Here is a 23,046-nt window from a genome sequence, read left to right on the forward strand (position 1 = left end):
GTACCCCCGCGCCCTGCTCCACCACCACGTCAAAACCAAGTTTGACCAGTTTAGTCACCACATCGGGCACGGTAGCCACCCGTTTTTCACCGGGGAATATCTCTCGCGGCACACCAATGCGCATGGTTTATCTCCTGAAAATTGTGAAATCGCTGAACCTGCTTATTGGAACGCAAATCATTGCTCAAAATATATACCGAAACTTACACCCCCCCACCCGACCCAATCTCGGGTAAACCCTGAGGAAGCCCCGCAGATAATCAGCCCATGGACACACGCTGGAAACCCAATGTCACCGTGGCCGCCATCATCGAAAAGGATGGCCGCTACTTGTTGATCGAAGAACACACCCTGGAAGGTTTGCGCCTGAACAACCCGGCAGGCCATCTGGACCCCGGCGAATCGCCTGCAGAAGGCTGCGCTCGCGAAGCGCTCGAAGAAACGACCCGCCCCTTCAACCCCACCGCGCTCGTCGGCATTTATTTGTCGCGCTTTCAGCGCCCAGCCACTGGCGAGGACATCACCTATGTGCGGATGGCTTTTTGCGGAGAGATCGGTGCGGTACAGCCCCATTTGAGCCTCGATGAAGGCATTGAGCGCACTCTCTGGATGACGCCGGAGGAAGTACGCGCCAGTGCTGCGCGCCACCGCAGCCCACTCGTGTTGCAGTGCATTGAAGATCACCTGGCGGGACAACGCTTCCCCTTGCAAGTGATCTACACCGACCCGGCCGTCGCCGACTTACCCCCCCTGCCCGAATGACCTCTTTGCGGCTGGGCTTGGGCAGCAACTCAAGGCTGGCGCCAGCCCTTGAACCTCACTGCACAGGCACCTTCTGCCCTGCCGCAACCAAGTCCAGTTGCGCCTGTTCAGCAAAGACTTTGGCCACATAGCCGCCATCTTCGGTCAAGGCATAGCCGCCCAGGTAAAACTTCAGACCCTCTTCCAAAGAGCCTCCGCGCAGTTTGACGGCGTCCGACAACACTGCAACGCCCACACGCAAATTGGCGACAGGGTCAAAGGCGGCGAGGCGCCCGCCATAGGCCTCGTAACGTTTTTCGTGAATCTCGGTCACCACCTGCATCAATCCCTGCGCCCCCGCCTGACTTTGCACATAGGGATGAAAGTTGGACTCGATGGCCATCACGGCCAAAATGAAATGGGGTGCCAGCTTGGTTTTTTTCGACAAGGCATGGGACTCGGCCACCAAGGCGGCCAAAGGTTCTGGCGCCACCTTGTATTTGCGCCCCAGCCACTCAGCCACTGCGGCCTGGGAACGGGGCAAGTCCTGCAAACTCATGGCCGTTGCGCGCTCAGCCGTGTTTTCAGGCAACCACCACAACAGCACCTGCCGCTCACGCAGCCAATTGAACACTTCACCTTCAGAGGCATGCAGCCATTGCGGGTTCAGCCACAAAGCCAGAACCAGACTGGCCGCAGTCAGGCCCACCATGGCCAAACCACTGTGGGTAATGATGAACATCCCATGCGCGACGTCGTGCGCAAATGTTCTGAGGTGGTGGCACCAAGTGCAGGTTTTTTTCATGAATAGGGAACAATTTGCATTGTAAATTGACGGCCCTGGCAGACAACACTGGCCACCACAGGATAATTGCGACATGTCCCAACACACTCGCGTGGTCGTCGGCTTGTCCGGCGGCGTCGACTCCGCTGTCACCGCCTATTTGCTCAAGCAACAGGGCTATGACGTCATTGGCATCTTCATGAAAAATTGGGAAGATGACGATGACAGCGAATACTGCTCCTCCAACGTCGATTTTGTCGATGCAGCAGCCGTGGCCGACGTGCTGGGCATTGAGATTGAGCATGTCAATTTTGCGGCCGATTACAAAGACCGGGTTTTTTCCGAGTTTCTGCGTGAATACCAGGCCGGACGCACGCCCAACCCCGACATCCTTTGCAACGCTGAAATCAAGTTCAAGTCCTTCCTGGACCATGCCATGCGGCTGGGGGCTGAAAAAATCGCCACAGGCCATTACGCGCGCGTGCGCTTGAATGCGCAGACCGGTCGGCACGAACTGCTCAAGGGCCTTGACCCGGGGAAAGACCAAAGCTATTTTTTGCATCGCCTGAACCAGCCGCAGTTGTCCAAAACACTGTTTCCGGTGGGTGAGCTGCACAAAACCGAAGTGCGGCGCATTGCCGAAGAAATCGGCCTGCCCAATGCCAAGAAAAAAGACTCCACGGGCATCTGCTTCATCGGCGAGCGGCCCTTCCGTGATTTTTTGAACCGCTATATCTCGAAAGAACCCGGGCCGATCAAGGACCCCACAGGCCGGACCATTGGCCAACATGTGGGCCTGAGCTTTTACACCCTGGGACAACGCCAGGGCTTGGGCATTGGCGGCATCAAGGCCAAAGGAGCCCAGCGCGGCGGTGGTGAACACACGCCTTGGTTTGTGGCCCGCAAGGACCTCGAAAAAAACACCCTGTGGGTGGTGCCAGGTCACGAACACCCCTGGCTGCAATCGCCCAGCCTGCAAGCGATGGATGTGAGCTGGTGCGCAGGCATGGCCCCCCAAGAAGGCCCCTATGCTGCCAAAACGCGTTACCGCCAGTCGGACGCGCCCTGCTTGTTGCACAAGCTGCAAATGGCCGATGGGCCAGCGGGATTTGAGCTGACTTTTAAAGAACCCCAGTGGGCTGTGACGCCTGGACAAAGTGCCGTGGTCTACGACGGCGAAGTTTGCCTGGGCGGAGGGGTCATCTCTTTAGCGCAAACGCTCACCCACTGAAGGGCTGCCAGGCGCCAGTCCGTCAATGGCCATCGTCTTTCAGCTTGGCGTGGATTTTGCGGCTCGTTCGCCACACCAGCCAAAGCACCAAGGGCACCAGCAATCCGACAGCAACCTCCGGCTCAATCGGCACGCCCGCAGCATGCATGGCCTTGGCGCCATACATCAACAGGCTGACCACGTAATAGGAAATCGCGGCAATCGACAAACCTTCCACGGTGCTTTGCAAGCGCAGTTGCAAAGCTTGTCCCTTGGTGAGTTTTTCCAGCAAGACCTGGTTTTGCGCCTCGGTGGCAATGTCCACCCGGGTGCGCAACAAGGCACTGGTGCGAGAAACCCGCTCGGCCAAGGAAGCCAGGCGCTTTTCTGTGGCCACCACCGTGGCCATGGCGGGTGACAAGCGGCGCTGCATGAACTCTCCCAGCGTCTGGGTGCCCGAAATGGGCCGCTCACGCAGCTCGGCCAATCGCTGGCTGACCAAGACGTCATAGGCTCGGGTGGCTGAAAACCGAAACCCATGCTCCGCGGTGGCTCGCTCAATCCGTGCAGCCAAAGACACCAGCAAGTCGAGCAGCGCTTGATCGCTTTCCCCTTTGCGTTCCAGCAGGCCCGTCATATCGGCCAGCTGTGATTCGGCAGCTGACAGCATGGGGGAAAGGTTTTTGGCCACCGGCAAACCACGCAACGCCATCAGGCGGTAAGTCTCTATCTCGAGAAGGCGCTGCGAGATGCGGCCTGCTCGCGCGCCGCTGGTGTCCTCGGGGGCCAGCACCAGCATGCGCTCAAAGCCATCGGCCCCAATGCGGAAATGGGTCAGGATGCAGGAATGCGGCAAGCCCTCGGTGGTGTTGCCCATGCGCGAGGCCAGTACCGCCCCCTCCCCCAACCAGGCCTGCGCCTTGGTGATCAGGTCGGGTTGATTGATGTCGGCCTGCAACATGCCCAAGTGAATGGCCGCCATGGTTTGGCCAGGCAAGCCGCGCAGCCACTCTGTACCAGTCACGACATGCTCGGCCAAATCAGGCAACTCTGCGCCCCAGCCGGCATGTGCCGGCAAAGCCTGCACGATGGAATAACGCGTGAACTCGGTGTGCCGTTCCCATTTGACGGTGAAGTGGTCACAGCGCAAACGCAAAAAGTTGCTCTTCAAGCTCTCCAGACTCAAGTCGGCGTGGCCAGGCAAAAGGCGCAAATGGGCCCACTCCTGCTCCCTGGAGACCCCGGAATTGAGCACCGCCACATAAACGATCAAAGCTGGCAAGCGCACCCGGGCAGAGGGGCGCGCGTGAACTTCATTGTGCAATTCGCGGCGCTGAGATTCCTCTTGCGGCAGAAAACGGGATGTGATTTCGTTCATAGCAACATTTTGACCAGGTTATTGCGGCCAGAACACCCCCAAAGCCAGAAAAATTGCTGGCTGAAGGCATCCCTGACGCAGCTTGAACACGCTGGACGCTCCGTCCTGATCGACAGAAGAACATGAAAGGGCGGGCTTTTAGGCCCCCACACTCATGGCCTTGGAGGCGGCAAGGGCTGCTGTTCAGGCCATAGCAAACTGCCTTGCAGCAGACCGCGCACAGTGGCCACCACCAAGCCGAAAATCACGCTGCTGACAAAAACCAGCCAAGCCAAGGCCAGAACATGAACCCAACCCTGGGCGGGTGCCAAATGCAAGGACACGGCCGCCGAAGCGGCCAAAGGGAATGACATGCCCCAATAGGGGATGCCAAAGGCCTGCGCCAGAACGCGTTTGAGCACCGTCAATGACACGAGGGTAAAAAACAGGGACACCCCCCAAAGCATGTACACCAGCACATCGGGCGCGCCCAGTTTGGCCCCCGACAAAGCCAGCAGGGAAGGCGGTGCCATGGTGATGAAGGTAGCAGGCATTAAGCGGGGCGGCCACATGCCCACCATGCCAATGCGCACCAGCACCAGCACCAAAGCCACCGGCCACAACATCACCGCAACACCATATTGGGCGGTGACCCAAACCGGGTGCCCTAAAGTGGCGCCCGCCAAACCGGGCAGCACATTGCCCACCACGGGAATAAACAAGGCGGGGGTCATGCCCTGCCAAAAGTCATTCGCCGTGAGGCCTGGCTGAAACCAGCGCCGAATGACCTCTACGGTCCCCAGCAGCAAGCCCACCGAACCCAGCATCCACAAAGCGTCTGCCCACGGGCTGTAACCGAAATGCACGACCCAAACCGTAGGAATCAAGACCCAAGACGAGGGCAGTGTGGCCACAAACACGTGGCGCATGGGATGGGTTGCATCGGCCAGCACGGCCGCAGGGAACCGGATCAAGCGCCACAGTTTGGCCACTGTCAGCGCTACGAAAACACCTCCGGCCAGGACACCCACGCCCCACGACACCTGCACAGCCATAGGCCCCAGATGGGGCTCCGCCCGAAACCAAGCCAGCGACAGGCCGCAAAGGCCCATGACCATGGCGAACCAAGCAAAACTCAAATGCTGAACGGATGAAACAGGGCGACTTTCAATCATGGTGCGGTTTTCCTTCGCAGACATAAAAAAACCCGTGGTCCATGCCACGGGTTTTGACGGCCAACAGGCAGCCCATTGTCAAAACGGAATGTCGTCGTCCATGTCGTCAAAGTTGCTGGCAGCTGGCTTGGCGGCTGGGGCTGGCCGCTGCGCAGGTTCTGCGGCCGGACGAGCGGCTGCAGGAGCCTGACGCGGCGCATAGCCGCCACCCTCTTCCGCAGGGCCGCCCATGCCTTGGCGGCCACCCAGCATCTGCATGGTTTCACCGCGAATTTCAGTGGCGAATTTTTCAATGCCGTCCTTGTCGGTGTACTTGCGGGTACGCAAGCTGCCCTCAACGTAGACCTGCGAGCCTTTTTTCAGGTATTGGCCTGCTATTTCGGCCAATTTGCCAAAAAAGCTGATGCGATGCCACTCGGTGGCTTCTTTCATCTCGCCGGTTGCTTTGTCCTTGTAGCGGTCAGTGGTGGCTACATTGATGTTGCTGACCGCATCGCCCGAGGGCAGGTAGCGGGTTTCCGGGTCGCGGCCCAAATTGCCGACGATGATGACTTTGTTGACGGATGCCATGAAAACTCCTCGATGATGTTCGAATTATGAGGCCATTCCCCGGCCACTCTCCACGCTTGGTCGACCCTCAGGCGACCTGCCTGACCGACGCACTTCGGCCTGGGGCCGTCATGGGCCAAGCGACCAGCAGCCAAACCAACATGGCCCCACCACAGCACAAAAACACCGCCGGGCTGCCCCAGGATTTGACCAACCATCCGCCCACCAGCCCGCCCACAAAGAAACCGAGCGACTGCAGGGTGTTGTAAACCCCCAAGGCCGTTCCACGCATGGCCCTGGGTGCGATGCGAGAAGCCAGGCTGGGCTGGGTCGCCTCGAGCGCGTTAAAGCCGCAGAAAAACACCAGCATCAAAACTGTTAATGCGCTCAGGCTGGTGGTGCCTGCAGACTGCAGCAACAAACCCGCTTGCACCAGAACAATCAAGCCAATCGAGAGCAAAAAGACCTTTTTCAGGTGGCCGCGCCGCTCCATGGCAAACACCACACCCAGAAACAAAAATGAAATCAGAACGGCTGGCAAATACACCTGCCAGTGCAGCGCCTTGTCCAGCCCCGCCTGAACCAGCATGGCCGGCACCGCCACCCACATGGCCAGCTGCACGGCATGCAAAACAAATACACCCACATTCAGCCGCATCAGGTCGGCATGGGCCAATACATCTCGCAGTTGCCCTCGAGCCTGCCCCGGTGCAGGCAAAGGTGCAGGCGGCGCCCCCCAAATCACCACACCCACCCCTGCAATGGCCAGCACACCGGTCAGCCAAAACAAGCCCGACAAACCGATCCAGGCCGTGAGCAGGGGTGACACCACCAAAGACACGGCAAACATCAGCCCGATGCTGCCACCCACCAGGGCCATGGCCTTGGTGCGGACTTCGTCGCGTGTCAGGTCGGCCAACAAAGCCGTCACAGCGGCCGAAACAGCGCCAGCGCCTTGCAGGCTGCGTCCGATCAGCAGACTGTTCAAATCGGTGGCGGCAGCGGCCCAAAAACTGCCCAAGGCAAAAATCACCAAGCCCAGCACGATGACCCGCTTGCGCCCAAAACGGTCAGAGGCCATGCCAAAAGGCAGTTGCAACAAACCCTGGGTCAAGCCATAAATGCCCATGGCCAAACCCAACATGACCGGGTCATCGCCGCCGGGGTACTTGCGCGCCTCCAGGGCAAAAACCGGCAACACCAAAAACAAACCCAGCATGCGCAATGCAAAAATGCTGGCCAACGAGGCGCTGGCGCGGCGCTCCAAGGGCGTCATGTCCAAAGAATCAGCGGAAGATGGTTGCAATGAATCGGCCACAAAAAACCCGATGAAGGGCACAGACAAAAGGCGGATTGTCCCCGATTGACCGACTCCAGCGTCGAAAACCACGCCGACGGGGATAATCGAGGGTTTTGCTGATCTGACCCTCCACGTGAACCTTGTTGACTCCCCTTTGTTGCCTGAAGAACCCGAACAAGCGCGCTATCTGGCGGCTGCGCTGCGGCAAACCCACATCAGCGTGCGGGGCGCACGCACGCACAACCTGAAAAACATCGACCTCGACATCCCGCGCAACCAGCTGGTGGTGATCACCGGCCTGTCGGGCTCGGGCAAGTCCAGCCTGGCCTTTGACACGCTGTATGCGGAAGGCCAACGCCGTTATGTGGAAAGCCTGTCAGCCTACGCGCGACAGTTTTTACAGCTGATGGACAAACCCGATGTGGACCTGATCGAAGGCCTGTCGCCCGCCATCAGCATCGAACAAAAGGCCACCAGCCACAACCCGCGCTCCACCGTGGGCACAGTGACCGAGATCCACGATTACCTGCGCCTGCTGTACGCCCGTGCGGGCACGCCCTATTGCCCTGACCACGACCTGCCGCTGCAGGCCCAAACCGTGAGCCAAATGGTGGACGCCGTGCTGGCCTTACCCGAAGACACCAAGCTGATGATCCTCGCGCCGATTGCGCGTGAGAAAAAAGGCGAGTTTGAAAAAGTCTTCGAGCAGATGCAGGCGCTGGGTTATGTGCGTTTTCGCGTCAACGGCCAGACCTGTGAGGTCGACGATCTGCCCGCACTCAAAAAGAATGAAAAGCACAACATTGATGTGGTGGTCGACCGGCTCAAGGTCAGGTCTGAATCCGATACAAAAGCCCGCGATGCACTGCGTCAACGTCTGGCCGAGAGCTTTGAAGCCGCGCTGCACCTGGCCGAACACCGGGCCGTGGCGCTGGAGATGGACAGCGGGATTGAGCACCTGTTCAACGCCAAATTTTCCTGCCCCAGTTGCCACTATTCCATCAGCGAGCTGGAGCCACGCCTGTTCTCGTTCAACTCACCCATGGGCGCTTGCCCAAGCTGTGACGGCATTGGCACCATGGCGTTTTTTGACCCAGAGCGAGTGGTGGCCTTTCCCAGCCTGAGCCTGGCCAGTGGCGCCATCAAGGGCTGGGACCGCCGCAACGGCTTTTACTTCAGCATGCTCGAAAGTCTGGCCAAGCATTACCAGTTCGACATCGAAGCGCCTTTTGAAAACCTGCCGCCGAGCGCACAACAAGTGCTGCTGCACGGCTCCGGCGACGAAGACATCAAGTTCAGCTACGTGATGGAATCGGGGGCTTCAGAGGGTAAAAAAGTCAGCAAGAAGCACCCGTTTGAAGGGATCATCCCCAACATGACGCGGCGCTACCGTGAGACCGATTCGCAGGTGGTGCGTGAAGACCTGGCGCGTTACCGCAACACACAAGCCTGCACCGATTGCAAAGGCACTCGCCTGAGGCGCGAAGCGCGCCATGTGCGCATCGGCGAAGGGGCTCAGTCCCGCGCCATCTACGACATCAGCCACATCACGCTGGGCGAATCACAGCAGTATTTTCAAGGCCTGCAACTGCAAGGGGCCAAGGCTGCGATCGCCGACAAGGTGGTGCGCGAGATCGCCCTGCGTCTCAAGTTCTTGAACGACGTGGGCCTCAATTACTTGAGCCTGGACCGCAGTGCCGACACCTTGTCGGGCGGCGAGTCACAGCGCATTCGCCTGGCCAGTCAGATTGGTTCCGGCCTCACGGGCGTGATGTACGTGCTGGACGAGCCCAGCATCGGCCTGCACCAGCGCGACAACGACCGCCTGATCGGCACGCTGCAACACCTGCGTGACATCGGCAACAGCGTGCTGGTGGTCGAGCACGATGAAGACATGATCCGCGTGGCCGACCACGTGATTGACATGGGCCCTGGCGCCGGCGTGCACGGCGGCCGCGTCATGGCGCAAGGCACCTGCGCCGACATTTTGGCTGCGCCCGACTCGGTCACGGGTCAGTACATGTCGGGTCGTAAAAAGATCGAGGTGCCCAAACGCCACAAAGCGGGCAAAGACTTCATCGAGATCATTGGCGCATCGGGCAACAACCTCCGGGCTGTGAACGTCAAGTTCCCGGTGGGTCTGCTCACCTGCGTGACAGGCGTGTCCGGCTCGGGTAAATCCACCCTGGTGAACGACACGCTGTACACGGCTGCTGCGCACCAGATTCACCGCGCCCACGACGAGGCGGCGGCGCACGAGGAGATCAAGGGGCTGGAACACTTTGACAAAGTGATCAGCGTGGACCAGTCCCCCATTGGGCGCACTCCACGCAGCAACCCCGCCACCTACACGGGCCTGTTCACCCACATCCGCGAACTGATGGCCGAAGTGCCCGCAGCTCGCGAACGCGGCTATGGCCCGGGCCGATTCAGCTTCAACGTGACCGGAGGCCGCTGCGAAGCCTGCCAGGGAGATGGCATGGTGAAAGTTGAAATGCACTTTTTGCCCGACGTGTATGTGCCCTGCGATGTGTGCCACGGCATGCGCTACAACCGCGAAACCCTGGAAGTGCACTACAAGGGCCAAAACATCGCGCAGATTTTGAACATGACGGTGGAAGCTGCGCACCAATTTTTCAGCGCTGTGCCCAACATTGCGCGCAAACTGCAAACCCTGCTGGATGTGGGCCTGACCTATATTCGCCTAGGCCAAAGCGCCACCACGCTGTCCGGTGGTGAAGCGCAACGCGTCAAACTGGCGCTGGAGTTGTCCAAGCGCGACACGGGCCGCACTCTTTACATTTTGGACGAACCCACCACCGGCCTGCACTTTGCCGACATCGACCTGCTGCTCAAGGTGCTGCACCAACTGCGCAACGCAGGCAACACCATCGTCATCATCGAACACAACCTGGATGTGATCAAAACCGCCGACTGGCTGATCGACATGGGCCCTGAGGGCGGCGCTGGTGGCGGCATGGTGGTGGGCGAAGGCACGCCGGAGCAACTGGCCAAAAACAAAGCAAGTTTCACGGGCCATTACTTGGCGCGCTTGTTGTGACCGCGCTGGACTGCACAGCACTTTCTCCGCTTGCATGCACCCCCAGCACCTCTCTGATGCAACGCTGACCTCACGCTTGATTCACCCTGTCTTGAAATTTTTATAAAGCCTCTATGAAAACTGTTATCCGTGCCTTTTTCAGAGCCCTGCGCGCCGTGCTGGGGCCCTTCATGCTGCTCAAAGAGCGCCTGACCCAGCCGACTGGCGTGCAGCGGGCGCCGGCAGCACAAACCGCCGTCGACCTGCAATGCCAAAGTCTGGCGCTTTACCAGTTCAGCACCTGCCCGTTTTGCATCAAAGTGCGCCAGGAAATGCGCCGCCTGTCACTGCCGATTGAAAAGTGCGACGCGCAGCACAACAACGCTCACCGCGAACAACTGCTGCAAGGCAGCGGTGCCAGCAAAGTACCCTGCCTCAAGATCACCGAGGCCAACGGCCAAACCCGCTGGCTGCAAGACTCGAGCGAGATCGTGGACTATTTGCGTGAGCGCTTTGCGGCACCTGCAGCTTGAGGGCCATTTGCCAAGCTGCACAGGTCACGCGGCGATCACAGTGAGCAAGGTCTGACCGTTTGCCACCAGCTTCTCGCCTTCTGCATCCACCGCAAACAAATCACAGCTGGTGAACACCTGTGCTTTGCCGGGTTTGACCACCCGAGCCCGCGCAATGAACTTTTGCCCCACGGCGGGGCGCAAGCAATTGACCGAAAAGTTGGCTGCCAACAAATTCGGTCCGGCCACGGTAACGGCTGCAAAGCCGCAAGCGGTGTCGATCAAGGTGCCGATCAAACCCGCATGCAAGAAGCCCGAGTACGGGCCGACTTCCCGCCGCCATGGCATCTGGATTTCCACAAACCCGGGTTCGGCCACGGTCACCTCAATGCCGCACCAGCGGTTGAACTCGGCCATGGCGTTGATTTTTTTCAACATCTCAATAGGGCTCATGGTTTTCTCCTGACTTGGGTTTTGAACCACACGATGTGGTCCATCAGTTTTTGGCGAAGCGCTTTTTGCGCGTGGATGAGCTGGTCAATCTCGGCCACACGCGCCAGGATCGCTTCGATCATGTCTTGCGCTGACAACTTACCCGCTTTGAAACGCGGCAAACACTCGGCAATGAAGGGCAGCGAGAAACCCAGCTCCCGAGACATGGCGATGAAGATGACGTGCTTCACGATTTTCTCGTCGTACTCGCGGTAACCATTGGGCAATCGCTGACTGTCAATGAGGCCGTCGGCCTCGTAGCGCCGCAAGCGGTGCACCGACACCTGGGTCTTGGCAGAGAGTTCTGAAATTCGCATGAATTCAGTCTAGCAAGGCTCGCACAGCGCGAGGGTTATGGCCTTTGACGCATGGGCGACAAGACCAAGCGACCGCTGCGCTGCAGGTGATACCCCATGCCACAAGTCTGGTGTACAAAACACCTTCAACCGGAGCACCCGATGACCAAACACCCCGATTTACCCCACGCCCACCCTGCTGATGTGGGCCTGTGCCCCGAGCGCACGCAACGGCTGATGGACGCCCTGCGGTGCGAAGTGGCCAGCGGCAGGCTACCGGGCGCGGTGGCCATGATCGCCCGACAAGGTCAGATCGCCTTGTTCGAAGCCGTGGGCCAGCAAGACCCGGGCACGGGCACGCCCATGCAAACCGATAGCATCTTTCGCATCTATTCGATGACCAAGCCGGTGGTCTCGGTGGCGGTGATGATGCTGGTCGAACGTGGCCAGTTGCTGCTGAGCGACCCGGTGAGCCGTTGGTTGCCGGAGTACGCCCACCAGCAAGTCTCTACAGCCACTGGGCTGGAGCCCGTACGCAACCCGGCCACCGTGCAAGACCTGTTGCGGCACACAGCGGGCCTGACGTATGAATTTTTGGGTGACTCGGCTGTGCAACGGCACTATGCACAAGTCAACATCGCTTCACGCGAGCGGACCAACGCCGAATTTTCGCAAACGCTCGCAACGGTGCCCCTGCAGTTCCAGCCCGGCAGCGTCTGGGCTTACAGCCGTGCCACCGATGTGCTGGGGCGCTTGGTCGAAGTGGTCAGCGGGCAAGCCTTAAGCGCATTCCTGCAAGCCGAAATTTTTGGCCCCTTGGGCATGGTGGACACCGGCTTTGCGGTACCACTGGCGCAGCAACACCGCATTGCCGAGCCGTTTGCACACGACCCCGATGGCGGTGTGCCCATGAAAGTTCTGGAGCCTCGGCAAGTGCCGGCCATGGAAGGTGGCGGCGGCGGCCTGATGTCCACCGCCATGGACTACACCCGCTTCTTGCACTGCCTGCGCAACAAGGGCGAGCTGAATGGCGTACGCCTGCTGAGTCCACACACGGTGGACTTCATGACCGCAGACCACTTGGGCAAAATGCCGGCCGACGGCACTTTGCTGCCCCCAGGCCATGGCTTTGGATTGGGCTTTGCAGTACGCACCCACCTGGGCTTGTCGCCCGTACCTGGTTCGGTCGGACTGTATTACTGGGGCGGCATCGCAGGCACCACCTTCTTTGTGGACCCGGCGCTGGACATGTATGCGATGCTGATGGTCCAGGCGCCCAACCAGCGCGATTACTATCGCCCTTTGTTCCGCGACCTGGTGTACGCGGCGCTGCTGTAATTAGATTCATCCACCTAGGAAAAGACATGACCAAGCCTGGCCTCATGATGGAACGCCCACTGCTCATTTCGGGCATCCTCGAACACGCCGCTGCGCAGTTTGGCGACCAGGAAATTGTGTCACGCGAAACACATGGCCCGCTGCACCGCACCACCTACGCCGGTTTGACCCGTCGCTCACGCCAGCTGGCCAACGCCATGGCGCAAATGGGCCTGAAAGCGGGCAGCGCAGTGGGTTCGATCGCCTGGAACAACCACCGCCATCTGGAGGCCTATTACGCGGTCTCGGGCAGTGGCATGGTCATGCACACCTGCAACCCACGCCTGCATCCGCAGCAATTGATCTATGTGATCAACCATGCCGAAGACGAAGTCGTGCTGTTTGACGCCAGCTTCGCACCCTTGGTCAAAGGCATTGCCGCGCATTGCCCCCAAGTACGGGCCTGGGTCTGTCTGGCCGATGCGGCCAACACGCCCGTCATCGATGGCGTGACCTCGGTGCTGAACTACGAAGACCTGATCGCGCCGCACAGCAGCACGTTTGACTGGCCCGAGCTCCCTGAAAACACCGGAGCGGCCCTGTGCTACACCTCGGGCACCACCGGCAATCCCAAGGGTGTGCTGTATTCGCACCGTGCCATCGTGATCAACGCCGCCACCGCCTGCCTGCCCGATGTGCTGGGTCTGTCCACGCAAGAGACCATTCTGCCGGTGGTGCCCATGTTCCACATCAATGCCTGGTGCATCCCTTACGCTGCGCCCATTGCGGGTGCCAAGCTGGTCTTGCCCGGCCCCAAGCTCGATGGTCCAAGCCTGTTTGAGTTGATGGAGGCCGAGCAGGTCAGCATCAGCGCGGGCGTGCCCACCATCTGGATGGGCCTGATCCAACACGTCGAGCAAAACAACTTGCGCTTTGCCCATATGAAGCGCACCTGCGTCGGCGGCTCGGCCATGCCCATGGCGCTGATTGCCAAGTTCATGGACAACTATGGCGTGGAAGTGCGCCACGGCTGGGGCATGACCGAAACCACCGCCGTGGCCACCATGAGCAACCTGAGCCGCGCCGATCGCCAAAAGCCTGCCATCGAACAACATGCCATCGTGGCCAAGCAAGGCAAAACGGTGTCAGGCATCGAGATCAAAGTGGTCGATGAAACGGGCGCCAGCCTGCCCCGCGACGGCAGCTCGCAAGGCGAGTTGATGGTGCGCGGCCAGTGGATCGTGGAGCGTTATTACAAGGCCGAAAAAACTGCGCTGGTGGACGGCTGGTTCCCCACCGGCGACATCGCCACCATTGATGTGCACGGCACCATGCAGATCCGCGACCGGACCAAAGACGTGATCAAAACCGGTGGCGAGTGGATCAGTTCCATCGATCTGGAAAACGCCGCCATCGGCCACCCTGGCGTGGCCATGGCCGCCGTGATTGGCGTCAAGCACCCCAAATGGGACGAGCGGCCGCTGCTGTTCATCGTGCGCAAGCCGGGGCAAAGCGTGGAGAAGCAAGACATCCTCGACTTCCTCACCACCAAGGTGGCTAAATGGTGGGTGCCGGACGACGTGGTCTTTCTTGAATCGCTGCCGGTGGGCGGCACTGGCAAGGTGCAGAAGAACGAACTGCGCAAGGAATACGGCGGCCTGTTCAGCTGACGCTTAGACCCTGAGGCTTAAGCCCCGTCAAGTTAAACCCTGGCGCTCGGCCGTTCGTTCATCCGGTCGCGCCAGGCTTGCAGCGCCTGCATGCCTTCGTCGCCCGGCACAAACTTCATCAGGCCCCGGGCAAACTCCAATGCGCAAAACGCGGTGATGTCGGCAATGGTGAAGCGCGCCCCCGCTATCCAGGGCTGGCTTTGCAGGCTCTGGTCAAACCAGCGAGCCACCTCACGCACTTTCTCAGCTTGCGAGCGACCAAACTCTGGAAACTGCGGTTTTTCCAGCGCAGCCAAGCCGGGGTGGCTGTGGCGAATGGCGTTGGCAATGCCACCTAGCAAATACAACTCCACCTGGCGGTCGGCCATCTCGATGAATCCGCGCTCATCACCGTCCACGCCCATCAGGTTGGGCTCGGGATAGCGGCCTTCCAGCAAGGTGCAAATCGCCCGCGTCTCAGTGATCACGCGGCCATCGTCTAATTCCAAAGCGGGCACTTTGGCCAGCGGGCTTTTGGCCAAGTAGTCAGGCTGGCGGTGCTGGCCAGCGTTCAGGTCCAGGCTCACCATTTCGATCCCCGTGATGTTTTTCTCGACCAAAAACATCAACACACGGCGGGGGCTGGGGGCACGTTGGGCGGTGTAAAGTTTCATGGGTGGCCTCCACTAGAAGCCTTATTGCTTTGACCCATCTCGACCATGGTGCGGGCCTTCTCCGAATAAGCCCTGGCTTTGTCCTCGCCGTCTCTGCGCAGGTCAATCTTGGAGGGCGGTGCCTCGATGCCGCGCAACACAGCCGGGCGAATGCGAATGGCTTCGAGCCAACGCTTGAGGTGCGGCAAGTCATCGACCTCCACGCCCGACCAGCGGTGCGTGCGCACCCAAGCCCAGTTGGCAATGTCAGCGATCGAGTAATCGCCCGCCAGGTATTCGTGGTCTTTCAGGTGCCCATCGAGCACGCGAAACAACCGCCGACTTTCGCCTTGATAACGGTCGATGGCGGGCTGGATCTTTTCTGGAAAATAGCGAAAGAACACATTGGCCTGTCCCATCATCGGCCCGATGCCGCCCATCTGGAACATCAGCCACTGCAAGACGCGCGAGCGGCCTTTGGCATCGGTGGGCATCAGCTGTCCGGTTTTTTCGGCCAAGTAAATCATGCACGCCCCCGACTCGAACACCGCGAAATCATCGGCCGCACGGTCCACGATGGCGGGAATGCGGCCATTCGGATTGATGGCCAAAAACGCCGGCAACTTTTGCTCGCCCAAGGTCAGGTCGAGCAGCTTGAGCGTGTAAGGCAGCGCCAGCTCTTCAAGCACGATGGAGACTTTGTGCCCGTTGGGCGTGGCAGAGGTGTAAAGGTCGATCATGGGCAAAGATTAGCAGCGGGCAGTCTGCCAGACTGCCGCCCAGATGACACCCATGCACCCCCAAAAAAGCAACCCGAGGCTGAGCTCAGCCCTTGGCTGCTTCCAGCGTATCGCGGGTTTGAAGGGCCACCCTGCGGGCGGCTTCGGCAAAATCTTTGCCGCTCGAGGCATACAGTACGGCACGCGATGAATTGACAATGATCGAGCCCGCGCTGCTGCCGTCAGGCTTGCCACGCCAGCCCGCTTTGACCGTGGCCACCGCATCGCCGCCTTGTGCGCCCACACCGGGAATCAACAGCGGCACGGTGGGCGCGATTTCGCGAACCCGTTCAATCTCTGCGGGGTAGGTGGCTCCCACCACCAGGCCCAACTGGCCGTTCAGGTTCCAAGGGCCCTGGGCCAGACGGGCCACATGTTCGTAAAGCAGCGGTTGCCCCTCGACCGAGGCCAGACGCTGGTTTTGCAAGTCGTCGCCGCCCGGGTTGGAGGTGCGGCACAGCAAGAATGCGCCCTTGCCTTCGAACTGAAGATAGGGTGCGACCGAGTCCCAGCCCATGAAAGGCGACAAAGTCACGGCATCGGCACCGTAGCGCTCAAAAGCTTCCTTGGCGTATTGCTCGGCCGTAGAGCCGATGTCGCCGCGCTTGGCATCGAGAATGATGGGCACGTGCGGGGCCACGCGGCGCATGTGTTCCATCAGGCGTTCAAGCTGGCCTTCAGCGCGGTGCGCAGCAAAGTAAGCGATCTGGGGTTTGAAGCTGCTGACCAGGTCGGCCGTGGCGTCCACGATGCGGGCGCAAAAGTCATAAATCTTGTTGGCATCGCCTTTGTAGCCATCTGGGAACTTGGTGGGTTCAGGGTCCAGGCCCACGCAAAGCATGGAGCCGTTTTGGCGCTCGGCGTCGCGCAACATGTCAAGAAAGGTCATTCGGGCATTTTAAGGGGGCCCCATGGCGCCGATTCACTGGGCCGCCAGAAGGTCCGTTGGCAAGTTGAGGATGAAGTCGTTGAGGCTTTTGGCATCGCGACCCGGCCGCATGTGGTCGCGCATGGACGTCTCAGCCGCTTTGGCATCTCGCGCCTTCAAGGCCAGAACAATCTCATCATGCTGATCAAACGAGGCCTGCAAGCGGCCCAGGGCACCAAACGCATGCCTGCGGTAAACGCCTGTGCGAAACCGGATGCGCAACACTTCTTGCCTTAAAAATGGGTTGCGCGTGCCTTGGTAAATGAGCTCGTGAAATTGCAAGTTGAGCTTCTGCCAGCCCTGCAGGTCTTCCGCTGCCGCCACCAAGCGGCTTTGGTCGTGCAATTCAAACAAGCGCTGCATATCCTCTGCGCCCATGCGCTCGCAGGCCAGCCGCACCGCCACGGCCTCCAGCTCGGCCAGCAACTCCCACAAGCTGAGCAATTGCTGCAGGTTCATCTTGGCCACGGTGCTGCCACCCCGCGGCATATTGCTGACCCAGCCTTGGGCTTGCAACTGGATCAGCGCCTCGCGTATGGGTGTTTTTGACACGCCAAAACGCTCTGACAGGCCGCTTTCGTCGATGGCATCCCCGGGCAACAAATCGCCCTTGGAAATGGCTTCTTCCAAGTGCAAACGGATTTGGTCGCTGACTTTCATGGGGCTTTCTCAGGGCTAACACTGATATTTTGTCATATTGCTTTGAATACAGATATGAGCTATAAATATATTTATGGACAATCGATTTGTTTTAAAAATGTCCAAATCAACACTTATGCCAAAAATACAAGCTTCCATTGCACTTTCAAGCTTCAAGGTCATCGACCTGTCCCGGGTGAGGGCCGGCCCCAATTGCGTGCGGATCTTGACCGATTTTGGTGCCGACGTGGTCCGCGTGGAGCCCCCTGAAGGGGTCGACCCCAATGAAGCACTGTTTGCAGCCAACCGCAAGGGGGGGGATTTTCAGAACATCAACCGCAATAAACGCTCCATGACGCTGAACCTCAAGAAAGAGGGGGCGATGGACATCCTCAAACGCATGATCGTCGAAGCCGATGTGGTGGTAGAAAACTGGCGGCCCGATGTGAAGGACCGCTTGGGCCTGGATTACGAGTCCCTCAAGGCGATCAACCCGCGCATCATTCTGGCCAGCATCTCGGGCTTTGGCCAGGACGGCCCTTATGCCTGGCGCCCCGGGTTTGACCAGATCATTCAGGGCATGGGTGGCCTCATGACCGTGACGGGAGAGCCGGAACACGGGCCCGTTCGCGCAGGCCTGGCGGTGGCCGACCTGAGTGCCGGCCTGTACTGCGCCATCGGCATTCTGGTGGCCTTGATTGAGCGCCAGACCTCGGGGCAGGGCCAATGGGTGCAAAGCTCTTTGCTGCATTCGCAAATTGCCATGATGGATTTCCAGATGGCCCGCTACCTGAACGACCAGGACGTACCCGTTCAGGTGGGCAACAACCACCCGACCAGTTCACCCATGGGTTTGTTTCAGGCCAACGATGGCTGTTTCAACCTGGGCGCTTCGGGCGAGGGCAACTGGAAACGTTTTTGCGAAGTGCTGGAAAAGCCAGAGTGGTATCAAGACCCCGAATTCATCAACGAACCCCTGCGCGTGAAGAACAGGGAGCGTTTGAACCAGCTGATCGCCCATGAGTTTTCGAAAAAAACCGTCCATCAGTGGGTCTCCCTGCTGAACCAGGCGGGCGTGCCTGCAGGCCCGGTTTACACCGTGCCCGAGGTGTTTGAAGACCCGCAAGTCAAACACCTGAATGTGACCGCCACCTTGCCCACCCAGTTTGGCAAGGACATGCACTTCATCACCCAACCCGTGGTGCTCAGCCGCACCCCCTCCAAGGTGGTGGCCCCCGCGCCGGGCTGGGGTGAGCACACCGACGAGGTGCTGGATGACCTCGGGTTTTCGGCCAGCGCCATCCGTGACTTTCATGCAAGAGGCGTTGTATGACGGCGGGTCGTATCGATCTGGTTGTCGAAGGCCACGTGGCCCAGATCACCATCGACGACACCGAACGGCACAACGCGATGAGCCTGGCCATGTGGACAGATTTACTGCAGGCATTTGAAGAGGTCGACCAGCGCCCTGAAGTGCGTGTTTGCGTGCTGCGTGGCGCAGGCGAGAAATCCTTTGTCTCGGGCGCGAACATCGGCGAGTTCGAGACACAGCGCAATTCAGCCGACTCGGTCGCCCACTACAACCAAATGGTCAAGCGCGCACAACAAGCCATTTTTCGCTGCCGGGTACCGGTGATCGCAGCCATCAGTGGCATTTGTTATGGCGGCGGGCTGGGCCTGGCCTTGAGTTGCGACATGCGCTATGCGGCACCCCATTCACGCTTTCGCATGCCTGCCGCCCGCATGGGCCTGGGTTACGACTGCGAGAACATGAAAAGCATATTGAACAACCTCGGGCCCCAGGCCACTGCAGAGGCTTTCTACACCGCCAAGGTCTATGACGCACCCAGCGCACAGGCCATGGGCATGGTCCTTGCAGTTGTTGACGATGTGTTTGCGCATTGCACCGCAATGGCCCATGACATTGCAGCCAATGCGCCCTTGACTATTCAGGCCGCCAAGAAAACTCTGGTGGCCCTGGCAGAAGATGAAAAAGACATGACGTCAGTGAAAACCGCCATCGACGCCTGTTTCAAAAGCACCGATTATGCGGAAGGCCGGCTGGCTTTCGCACAGAAGCGACCCCCTCATTTCACCGGCCATTAACCAGGAGTATTCAGATGAAACTTTTGACATCCCTCATCGGCCTTGCGCTGTCGGTCTCGACAGGCATGGCCATGGCACTGGGCCCAGCCCCTGCGCCACTCAAAGACAAAGCCACCCTCACCGTGGGCTACGTCAAAGTGGGTCACCTTTCGCCCATGTTGCTGGTCGAAGAAGAACTCAAGAAAATGAACATCGAAGTCAAGCGCGCCGAATTCGTGCGCTACGCCGATGCCAGAACCGCGCTGCTGTCCAACTCGGTGGACGTTTCAGCTGTGGGCGCCGGTGACCTGGCCATCGTGGCCGGACAGGGCAGTAAAAACCTGATCGGCCTGACCGGTGTGGCCAGCTCGCCCAAATACCTGGTGGTGCGCAAAGGGGTCAAGATCGATGACTGGGCTGACATCAGCGGCAAGAAAATTGCCATTGCGCCTGGCTCGGCCGTCTGGTTCCAATGGGCCATGACCTTGGTTGAAAAAAATATCCCTTACAACTCGTTCACCCCCGTGAACGTGCAGGGTGGCGGCACTGCTTTTGTGCAGGCCATGAAACGCGGCGACATCGATGCGATGGTGCTGTGGGAGCCCTTTGAATCACAAGCTGTGGCCGAAGGCGATGCTTACTTCTCACAAAAACTGGAGTACAGCCAATCCCGCGCAGTGGGCGCAGAGTTAGGTCTGCTGGCTGCTTCTGGTGAAGCCATGGCGCAAAAGAAAGAACTGGTGCGCCGCTTTTTGTGGGCTTACCTCAAGGCCGAAGAAACCTTGAGCAAAAGCAAGGACCAGTTTGCCGATGCCTATTCCAAGTACACCGGTTTGCCGCTCAACGTGACCAAGGAATCGGCCAAGATCATCAAGCTGGGTGGGGTGCTGACCAAAGACCAAGTCTCGCGTCTGGCTGAAGCCGCCTTCAAGCAGGGCATTGTGCAAAAAGATGTGACCAAGGAAGCTGCGGCACTCTACGACGACTCGATGGTCATTGAACTGAAAAAGTAAGCAGGCAGCACCACCATGGCAAACGCTTCTTTCGATACCCTTCGGCGAACGCTGCTTGGCATGTTGGTGCCAGCCGTGGTGCTGGCCATATGGCAAATCGCGGGCAGCAGACCCGACATGGCGGGCATCTTGCCCACCCCCATGAAGGTTCTGGATGGCTGGCATGACTGGATCTTTGCCTCCCCAGGCATGGGCCTGAACCCCTACCTGGGTTCATGGTTATCCAACGTTCAGTACTCCTCGATGCGGGTGGCTCAGGGCTTTACTCTGGCCGCTTTGCTGGGTGTGCCGCTGGGCTTGCTGATTGGCTGGAGTCGCCTGGTTCAGCAACTTTTTGACCCGCTGATCCAGAGCTTGCGCCCGATCCCCATCACGGCATGGTTGCCGTTTTCGATTGCGCTGTTTGGCATCCGTGACATGGGGGCCATCTTCCTGATTTTTCTGGGTGGCTTTTATGCCATCGTGGTCAACACCACCCAAGGCGCTCGCGATGTCGAGCGCAACCTCGTGCGCGCTGCGTTGATGATGGGTGCCAGCCGCAGTCAGCTGCTTTACCGCGTGGTCTTGCCATCGGCCATGCCTTCCATCTTCACGGGTTTGCGCATTGGCCTGGGCATCTCTTGGACGGCCGTGATTGTTTCCGAAATGGTGGCCGTCAAATCCGGGCTGGGCTATGTGCTGTGGGACGCCTACTACGTGGGCCGCATGGACATTGTTCTGGCAGACATGGTCTCGATTGGCATCATGGGGTTTTTAAGTGACCGACTGATTGTTTTCATCGAAAGCAAGGTTTTGGTCTGGCGCATGCTGCAAAGCCATTGAAATATATATGTCCCACATTTCCATCGGAAACCTTTACAAGACCTACCCCGGGGCAACCCCCGTCAAGGCTCTGGAAGACATCAATCTGCAAGTTGAGCCGGGTGAGTTGGTGGCTTTGCTGGGGCCATCGGGCTGCGGCAAATCGACCTTGCTCAACCTGATCGCCGGGTTTGAACAGCCCAGCCAGGGCCAATTGCAGGTCAATGGCCAAGCCGTGGACAAGCCGGGCCCTGAACGGGGTGTGGTCTTTCAAGAGGCTGCCCTGTTTCCGTGGCTCACCGTTTGGGAAAACGTGGTTTTTGGCCCCAAGGTGCAGGGCATGGCGCGCAGCGAATACGAAGACCGCGCCCACGAAATGATCAAGATCGTGGGGCTGAGCGATTTCAAGAACCATCTGCCCGTGCAGCTGTCTGGCGGCATGCGCCAGCGGGTGGGCATTGCGCGCATCCTGACCTTGGGCTCGCGCGTGTTGCTGATGGACGAGCCCTTTGGTGCGCTCGATGCACAAACCCGTTTGACCATGCAAGAGCTGCTGCTGACGGTCTGGCAAAAACTCAAACCCACCATCATCTTTGTCACGCACGACATCGACGAAGCCATCTTTTTGGCCAGCAGCATTTACGTCATGTCTGCGCGTCCTGGCCGCATTCAGACCAAGATCACCGTCCCCTTGAGCCGGCCCCGCACCGTGGCCGACACGGCCAGCGAAACCTTCGCATCCCTCAAGCTCGACATCCTCAACCTCATTCGACACTGACATGGCCAACCCCCGCATTCCCTATCGCTTTTCCAACGATGGGCCAGCCCTCAAGGCCTCGCCTCAGGGCGCCATCATGGTGCACTTGGTGGTGAACGTGGAACACTGGCAATTTGAGTCGAGCATGCCGCGCACCATCATCACGCCACCCCATGGCAAGGAGACAGTGCCTGATGTGCCCAACTTCAGCTGGGCCGACTACGGCATGCGGGCAGGCCTGCCACGCCTCATGCGGGCCATTCAGGACCGCGGCCTGCCGGCCTCCACCAGTTTCAATGCCGGCGTGATCAGCGCTTACCCCCAGGCGGCGCATGCCATGCACGATGCGGGCTGGGAATTCATAGGCCATGGCGTGCACCAGAAAAGTCTGAACCACAACCAAGGCGAGTCCGAAGAATCACTGATTGCCAGCAGCCTGGACATGATTGCCGGCCTCACGGGCCAACGCCCCAAAGGCTGGCTGAGCCCGGGACTGCGCGAGACCCTCGACACGCCCGAGCTCCTTAAAAAGCAAGGGGTGGAATACGTCTTTGACTGGGTGGTGGACGATGTGCCGAGCTGGATGCAAACGCGCAACGGCCCCTTGCTGGCCTTGCCCTACAACCTGGAAATCAACGACTCGATCATCTACGCCATCGAAAAGCACACCAGCGATGAAATGTACGAACGTCTGGCGCGCACTCTGGCCTTGTTCGAGCGCGAAGCGGTCACGCATCCACGGGTCTTGGCGATCGGTCTTCACCCCCACCTGATGGGCGTGCCGCACCGGTTTGCCAGCTTCGAACGCATGCTCGATTTGCTGATGAAGTCACCACAGGTGTGCTTCATGAACGGGTCCCAGATAGCCGACTGGTACACCGCCCAGGTGCCCGCACCCACAGCCCCTTAAAACGCACCCGGCACACATCAGCCTTCTCTCGCAACCCATACAAGCCCCTGCGGCCTGTC

General features: G+C 59.4%; 24 protein-coding genes. 12 read left to right on the forward strand and 12 right to left on the reverse strand.

Features of this window, described 5'->3' with window-relative positions; translation table 11 throughout:
* A partial coding sequence (locus ACIQ3A_RS06800; RefSeq protein ID WP_396431024.1) for a hypothetical protein occupies positions 1-124 on the reverse strand: 124 nt, incomplete at its 3' end.
* A gap of 143 nt (positions 125-267) precedes the next feature.
* Between ACIQ3A_RS06800 and ACIQ3A_RS06805 the strand changes: the two genes are divergently transcribed.
* Entirely contained in the window at positions 268-762 is a 495-nt protein-coding gene (locus tag ACIQ3A_RS06805; RefSeq protein WP_396430995.1) for an NUDIX hydrolase, read from the forward strand.
* 55 nt (positions 763-817) lie between these two features.
* Here the strand turns inward: ACIQ3A_RS06805 and ACIQ3A_RS06810 are convergent, their stop codons facing one another.
* Positions 818-1,483 (reverse strand): transglycosylase SLT domain-containing protein, encoded by a 666-nt coding sequence (locus ACIQ3A_RS06810; protein ID WP_396430996.1) that lies wholly within the window; start codon positions 1,481-1,483, stop codon positions 818-820.
* A gap of 136 nt (positions 1,484-1,619) precedes the next feature.
* Between ACIQ3A_RS06810 and mnmA the strand changes: the two genes are divergently transcribed.
* Positions 1,620-2,756: a tRNA 2-thiouridine(34) synthase MnmA gene (gene mnmA / locus ACIQ3A_RS06815; RefSeq protein ID WP_396430997.1), complete on the forward strand. Its 1,137-nt coding sequence runs from the start codon at positions 1,620-1,622 to the stop codon at positions 2,754-2,756.
* 22 nt (positions 2,757-2,778) lie between these two features.
* Here mnmA and ACIQ3A_RS06820 read toward each other — a convergent pair whose 3' ends face one another.
* The 4 genes from ACIQ3A_RS06820 to ACIQ3A_RS06835 form a co-directional block, all read right to left on the reverse strand.
* The gene (locus tag ACIQ3A_RS06820; protein WP_396430998.1) at positions 2,779-4,113 is read right to left on the reverse strand and encodes a DUF3422 family protein; all 1,335 of its coding nucleotides are present in this window, start codon (positions 4,111-4,113) and stop codon (positions 2,779-2,781) included.
* A 152-nt stretch (positions 4,114-4,265) separates the two neighbouring features.
* Positions 4,266-5,267: a C4-dicarboxylate ABC transporter gene (locus ACIQ3A_RS06825; protein WP_396430999.1), complete on the reverse strand. Its 1,002-nt coding sequence runs from the start codon at positions 5,265-5,267 to the stop codon at positions 4,266-4,268.
* Between the two features lie 78 nt (positions 5,268-5,345).
* Positions 5,346-5,837 carry a single-stranded DNA-binding protein gene (gene ssb, locus ACIQ3A_RS06830; RefSeq protein ID WP_396431000.1) on the reverse strand — a complete coding sequence of 164 codons (492 nt, stop codon included), beginning with the start codon at positions 5,835-5,837 and terminating at the stop codon, positions 5,346-5,348.
* 67 nt (positions 5,838-5,904) lie between these two features.
* Positions 5,905-7,092: an MFS transporter gene (locus ACIQ3A_RS06835; protein ID WP_396431001.1), complete on the reverse strand. Its 1,188-nt coding sequence runs from the start codon at positions 7,090-7,092 to the stop codon at positions 5,905-5,907.
* A gap of 157 nt (positions 7,093-7,249) precedes the next feature.
* On the opposite strand from ACIQ3A_RS06835, the gene uvrA reads away from it, so the two are divergent.
* Positions 7,250-10,177 (forward strand): excinuclease ABC subunit UvrA, encoded by a 2,928-nt coding sequence (uvrA, locus tag ACIQ3A_RS06840; protein ID WP_396431002.1) that lies wholly within the window; start codon positions 7,250-7,252, stop codon positions 10,175-10,177.
* Between the two features lie 113 nt (positions 10,178-10,290).
* A complete protein-coding gene (locus ACIQ3A_RS06845) occupies positions 10,291-10,689 on the forward strand; it encodes a glutaredoxin family protein (protein WP_396431003.1) in 399 nt (132 codons plus the stop codon).
* Positions 10,690-10,713: 24 nt separating this feature from the next.
* Here the strand turns inward: ACIQ3A_RS06845 and ACIQ3A_RS06850 are convergent, their stop codons facing one another.
* Complete coding sequence (locus ACIQ3A_RS06850) at positions 10,714-11,121, reverse strand: PaaI family thioesterase (protein ID WP_396431004.1); 408 nt, start codon at positions 11,119-11,121, stop codon at positions 10,714-10,716.
* On the reverse strand, positions 11,118-11,477 hold the full coding sequence (locus ACIQ3A_RS06855) for a MerR family transcriptional regulator (protein WP_396431005.1): 360 nt from the start codon (positions 11,475-11,477) through the stop codon (positions 11,118-11,120). Before ACIQ3A_RS06855 ends, ACIQ3A_RS06850 begins: the two co-directional genes overlap by 4 nt.
* Before the next feature lie 141 nt (positions 11,478-11,618).
* Here ACIQ3A_RS06855 and ACIQ3A_RS06860 point away from each other — a divergent pair, with 141 nt between their 5' ends.
* The gene (locus ACIQ3A_RS06860; RefSeq protein ID WP_396431006.1) at positions 11,619-12,794 is read left to right on the forward strand and encodes a serine hydrolase domain-containing protein; all 1,176 of its coding nucleotides are present in this window, start codon (positions 11,619-11,621) and stop codon (positions 12,792-12,794) included.
* A gap of 26 nt (positions 12,795-12,820) precedes the next feature.
* Entirely contained in the window at positions 12,821-14,443 is a 1,623-nt protein-coding gene (locus ACIQ3A_RS06865; protein WP_396431007.1) for a long-chain-fatty-acid--CoA ligase, read from the forward strand.
* A 32-nt stretch (positions 14,444-14,475) separates the two neighbouring features.
* Here the strand turns inward: ACIQ3A_RS06865 and ACIQ3A_RS06870 are convergent, their stop codons facing one another.
* From ACIQ3A_RS06870 to ACIQ3A_RS06885, 4 genes are all read right to left on the reverse strand, one after another.
* Positions 14,476-15,096, reverse strand: a complete 621-nt coding sequence (locus ACIQ3A_RS06870; protein ID WP_396431008.1) for a glutathione S-transferase family protein — start codon at positions 15,094-15,096, stop codon at positions 14,476-14,478.
* The gene (locus ACIQ3A_RS06875) at positions 15,093-15,815 is read right to left on the reverse strand and encodes a glutathione S-transferase family protein (RefSeq protein ID WP_396431009.1); all 723 of its coding nucleotides are present in this window, start codon (positions 15,813-15,815) and stop codon (positions 15,093-15,095) included. Before ACIQ3A_RS06875 ends, ACIQ3A_RS06870 begins: the two co-directional genes overlap by 4 nt.
* Positions 15,816-15,900: 85 nt before the next feature.
* The gene (pyrF, locus tag ACIQ3A_RS06880) at positions 15,901-16,743 is read right to left on the reverse strand and encodes an orotidine-5'-phosphate decarboxylase (RefSeq protein ID WP_396431010.1); all 843 of its coding nucleotides are present in this window, start codon (positions 16,741-16,743) and stop codon (positions 15,901-15,903) included.
* A gap of 33 nt (positions 16,744-16,776) precedes the next feature.
* Entirely contained in the window at positions 16,777-17,442 is a 666-nt protein-coding gene (locus ACIQ3A_RS06885; RefSeq protein ID WP_396431011.1) for a GntR family transcriptional regulator, read from the reverse strand.
* 115 nt (positions 17,443-17,557) lie between these two features.
* Between ACIQ3A_RS06885 and ACIQ3A_RS06890 the strand changes: the two genes are divergently transcribed.
* From ACIQ3A_RS06890 to ACIQ3A_RS06915, 6 genes are read left to right on the forward strand one after another with little or no spacing between them, the layout of a single operon-like run.
* Positions 17,558-18,754 (forward strand): CaiB/BaiF CoA transferase family protein, encoded by a 1,197-nt coding sequence (locus ACIQ3A_RS06890; protein WP_396431012.1) that lies wholly within the window; start codon positions 17,558-17,560, stop codon positions 18,752-18,754.
* Positions 18,751-19,527: an enoyl-CoA hydratase gene (locus tag ACIQ3A_RS06895; RefSeq protein WP_396431013.1), complete on the forward strand. Its 777-nt coding sequence runs from the start codon at positions 18,751-18,753 to the stop codon at positions 19,525-19,527. The genes ACIQ3A_RS06890 and ACIQ3A_RS06895 overlap by 4 nt, the downstream gene beginning before the upstream one ends.
* Positions 19,528-19,541: 14 nt before the next feature.
* Positions 19,542-20,519, forward strand: coding sequence for an ABC transporter substrate-binding protein (locus ACIQ3A_RS06900; protein WP_396431014.1), 978 nt, complete (start codon positions 19,542-19,544; stop codon positions 20,517-20,519).
* Between the two features lie 15 nt (positions 20,520-20,534).
* Positions 20,535-21,341, forward strand: a complete 807-nt coding sequence (locus tag ACIQ3A_RS06905; protein ID WP_396431015.1) for an ABC transporter permease — start codon at positions 20,535-20,537, stop codon at positions 21,339-21,341.
* A gap of 7 nt (positions 21,342-21,348) precedes the next feature.
* Entirely contained in the window at positions 21,349-22,098 is a 750-nt protein-coding gene (locus ACIQ3A_RS06910; protein WP_396431016.1) for an ABC transporter ATP-binding protein, read from the forward strand.
* Position 22,099: 1 nt separating this feature from the next.
* Positions 22,100-22,987, forward strand: coding sequence for a polysaccharide deacetylase family protein (locus ACIQ3A_RS06915; protein WP_396431017.1), 888 nt, complete (start codon positions 22,100-22,102; stop codon positions 22,985-22,987).
* Positions 22,988-23,046: the final 59 nt, after the last annotated feature.

Source organism: Limnohabitans sp. (genome assembly GCF_044361985.1).
In the GTDB taxonomy this organism is placed as follows: domain Bacteria; phylum Pseudomonadota; class Gammaproteobacteria; order Burkholderiales; family Burkholderiaceae_C; genus Limnohabitans_A.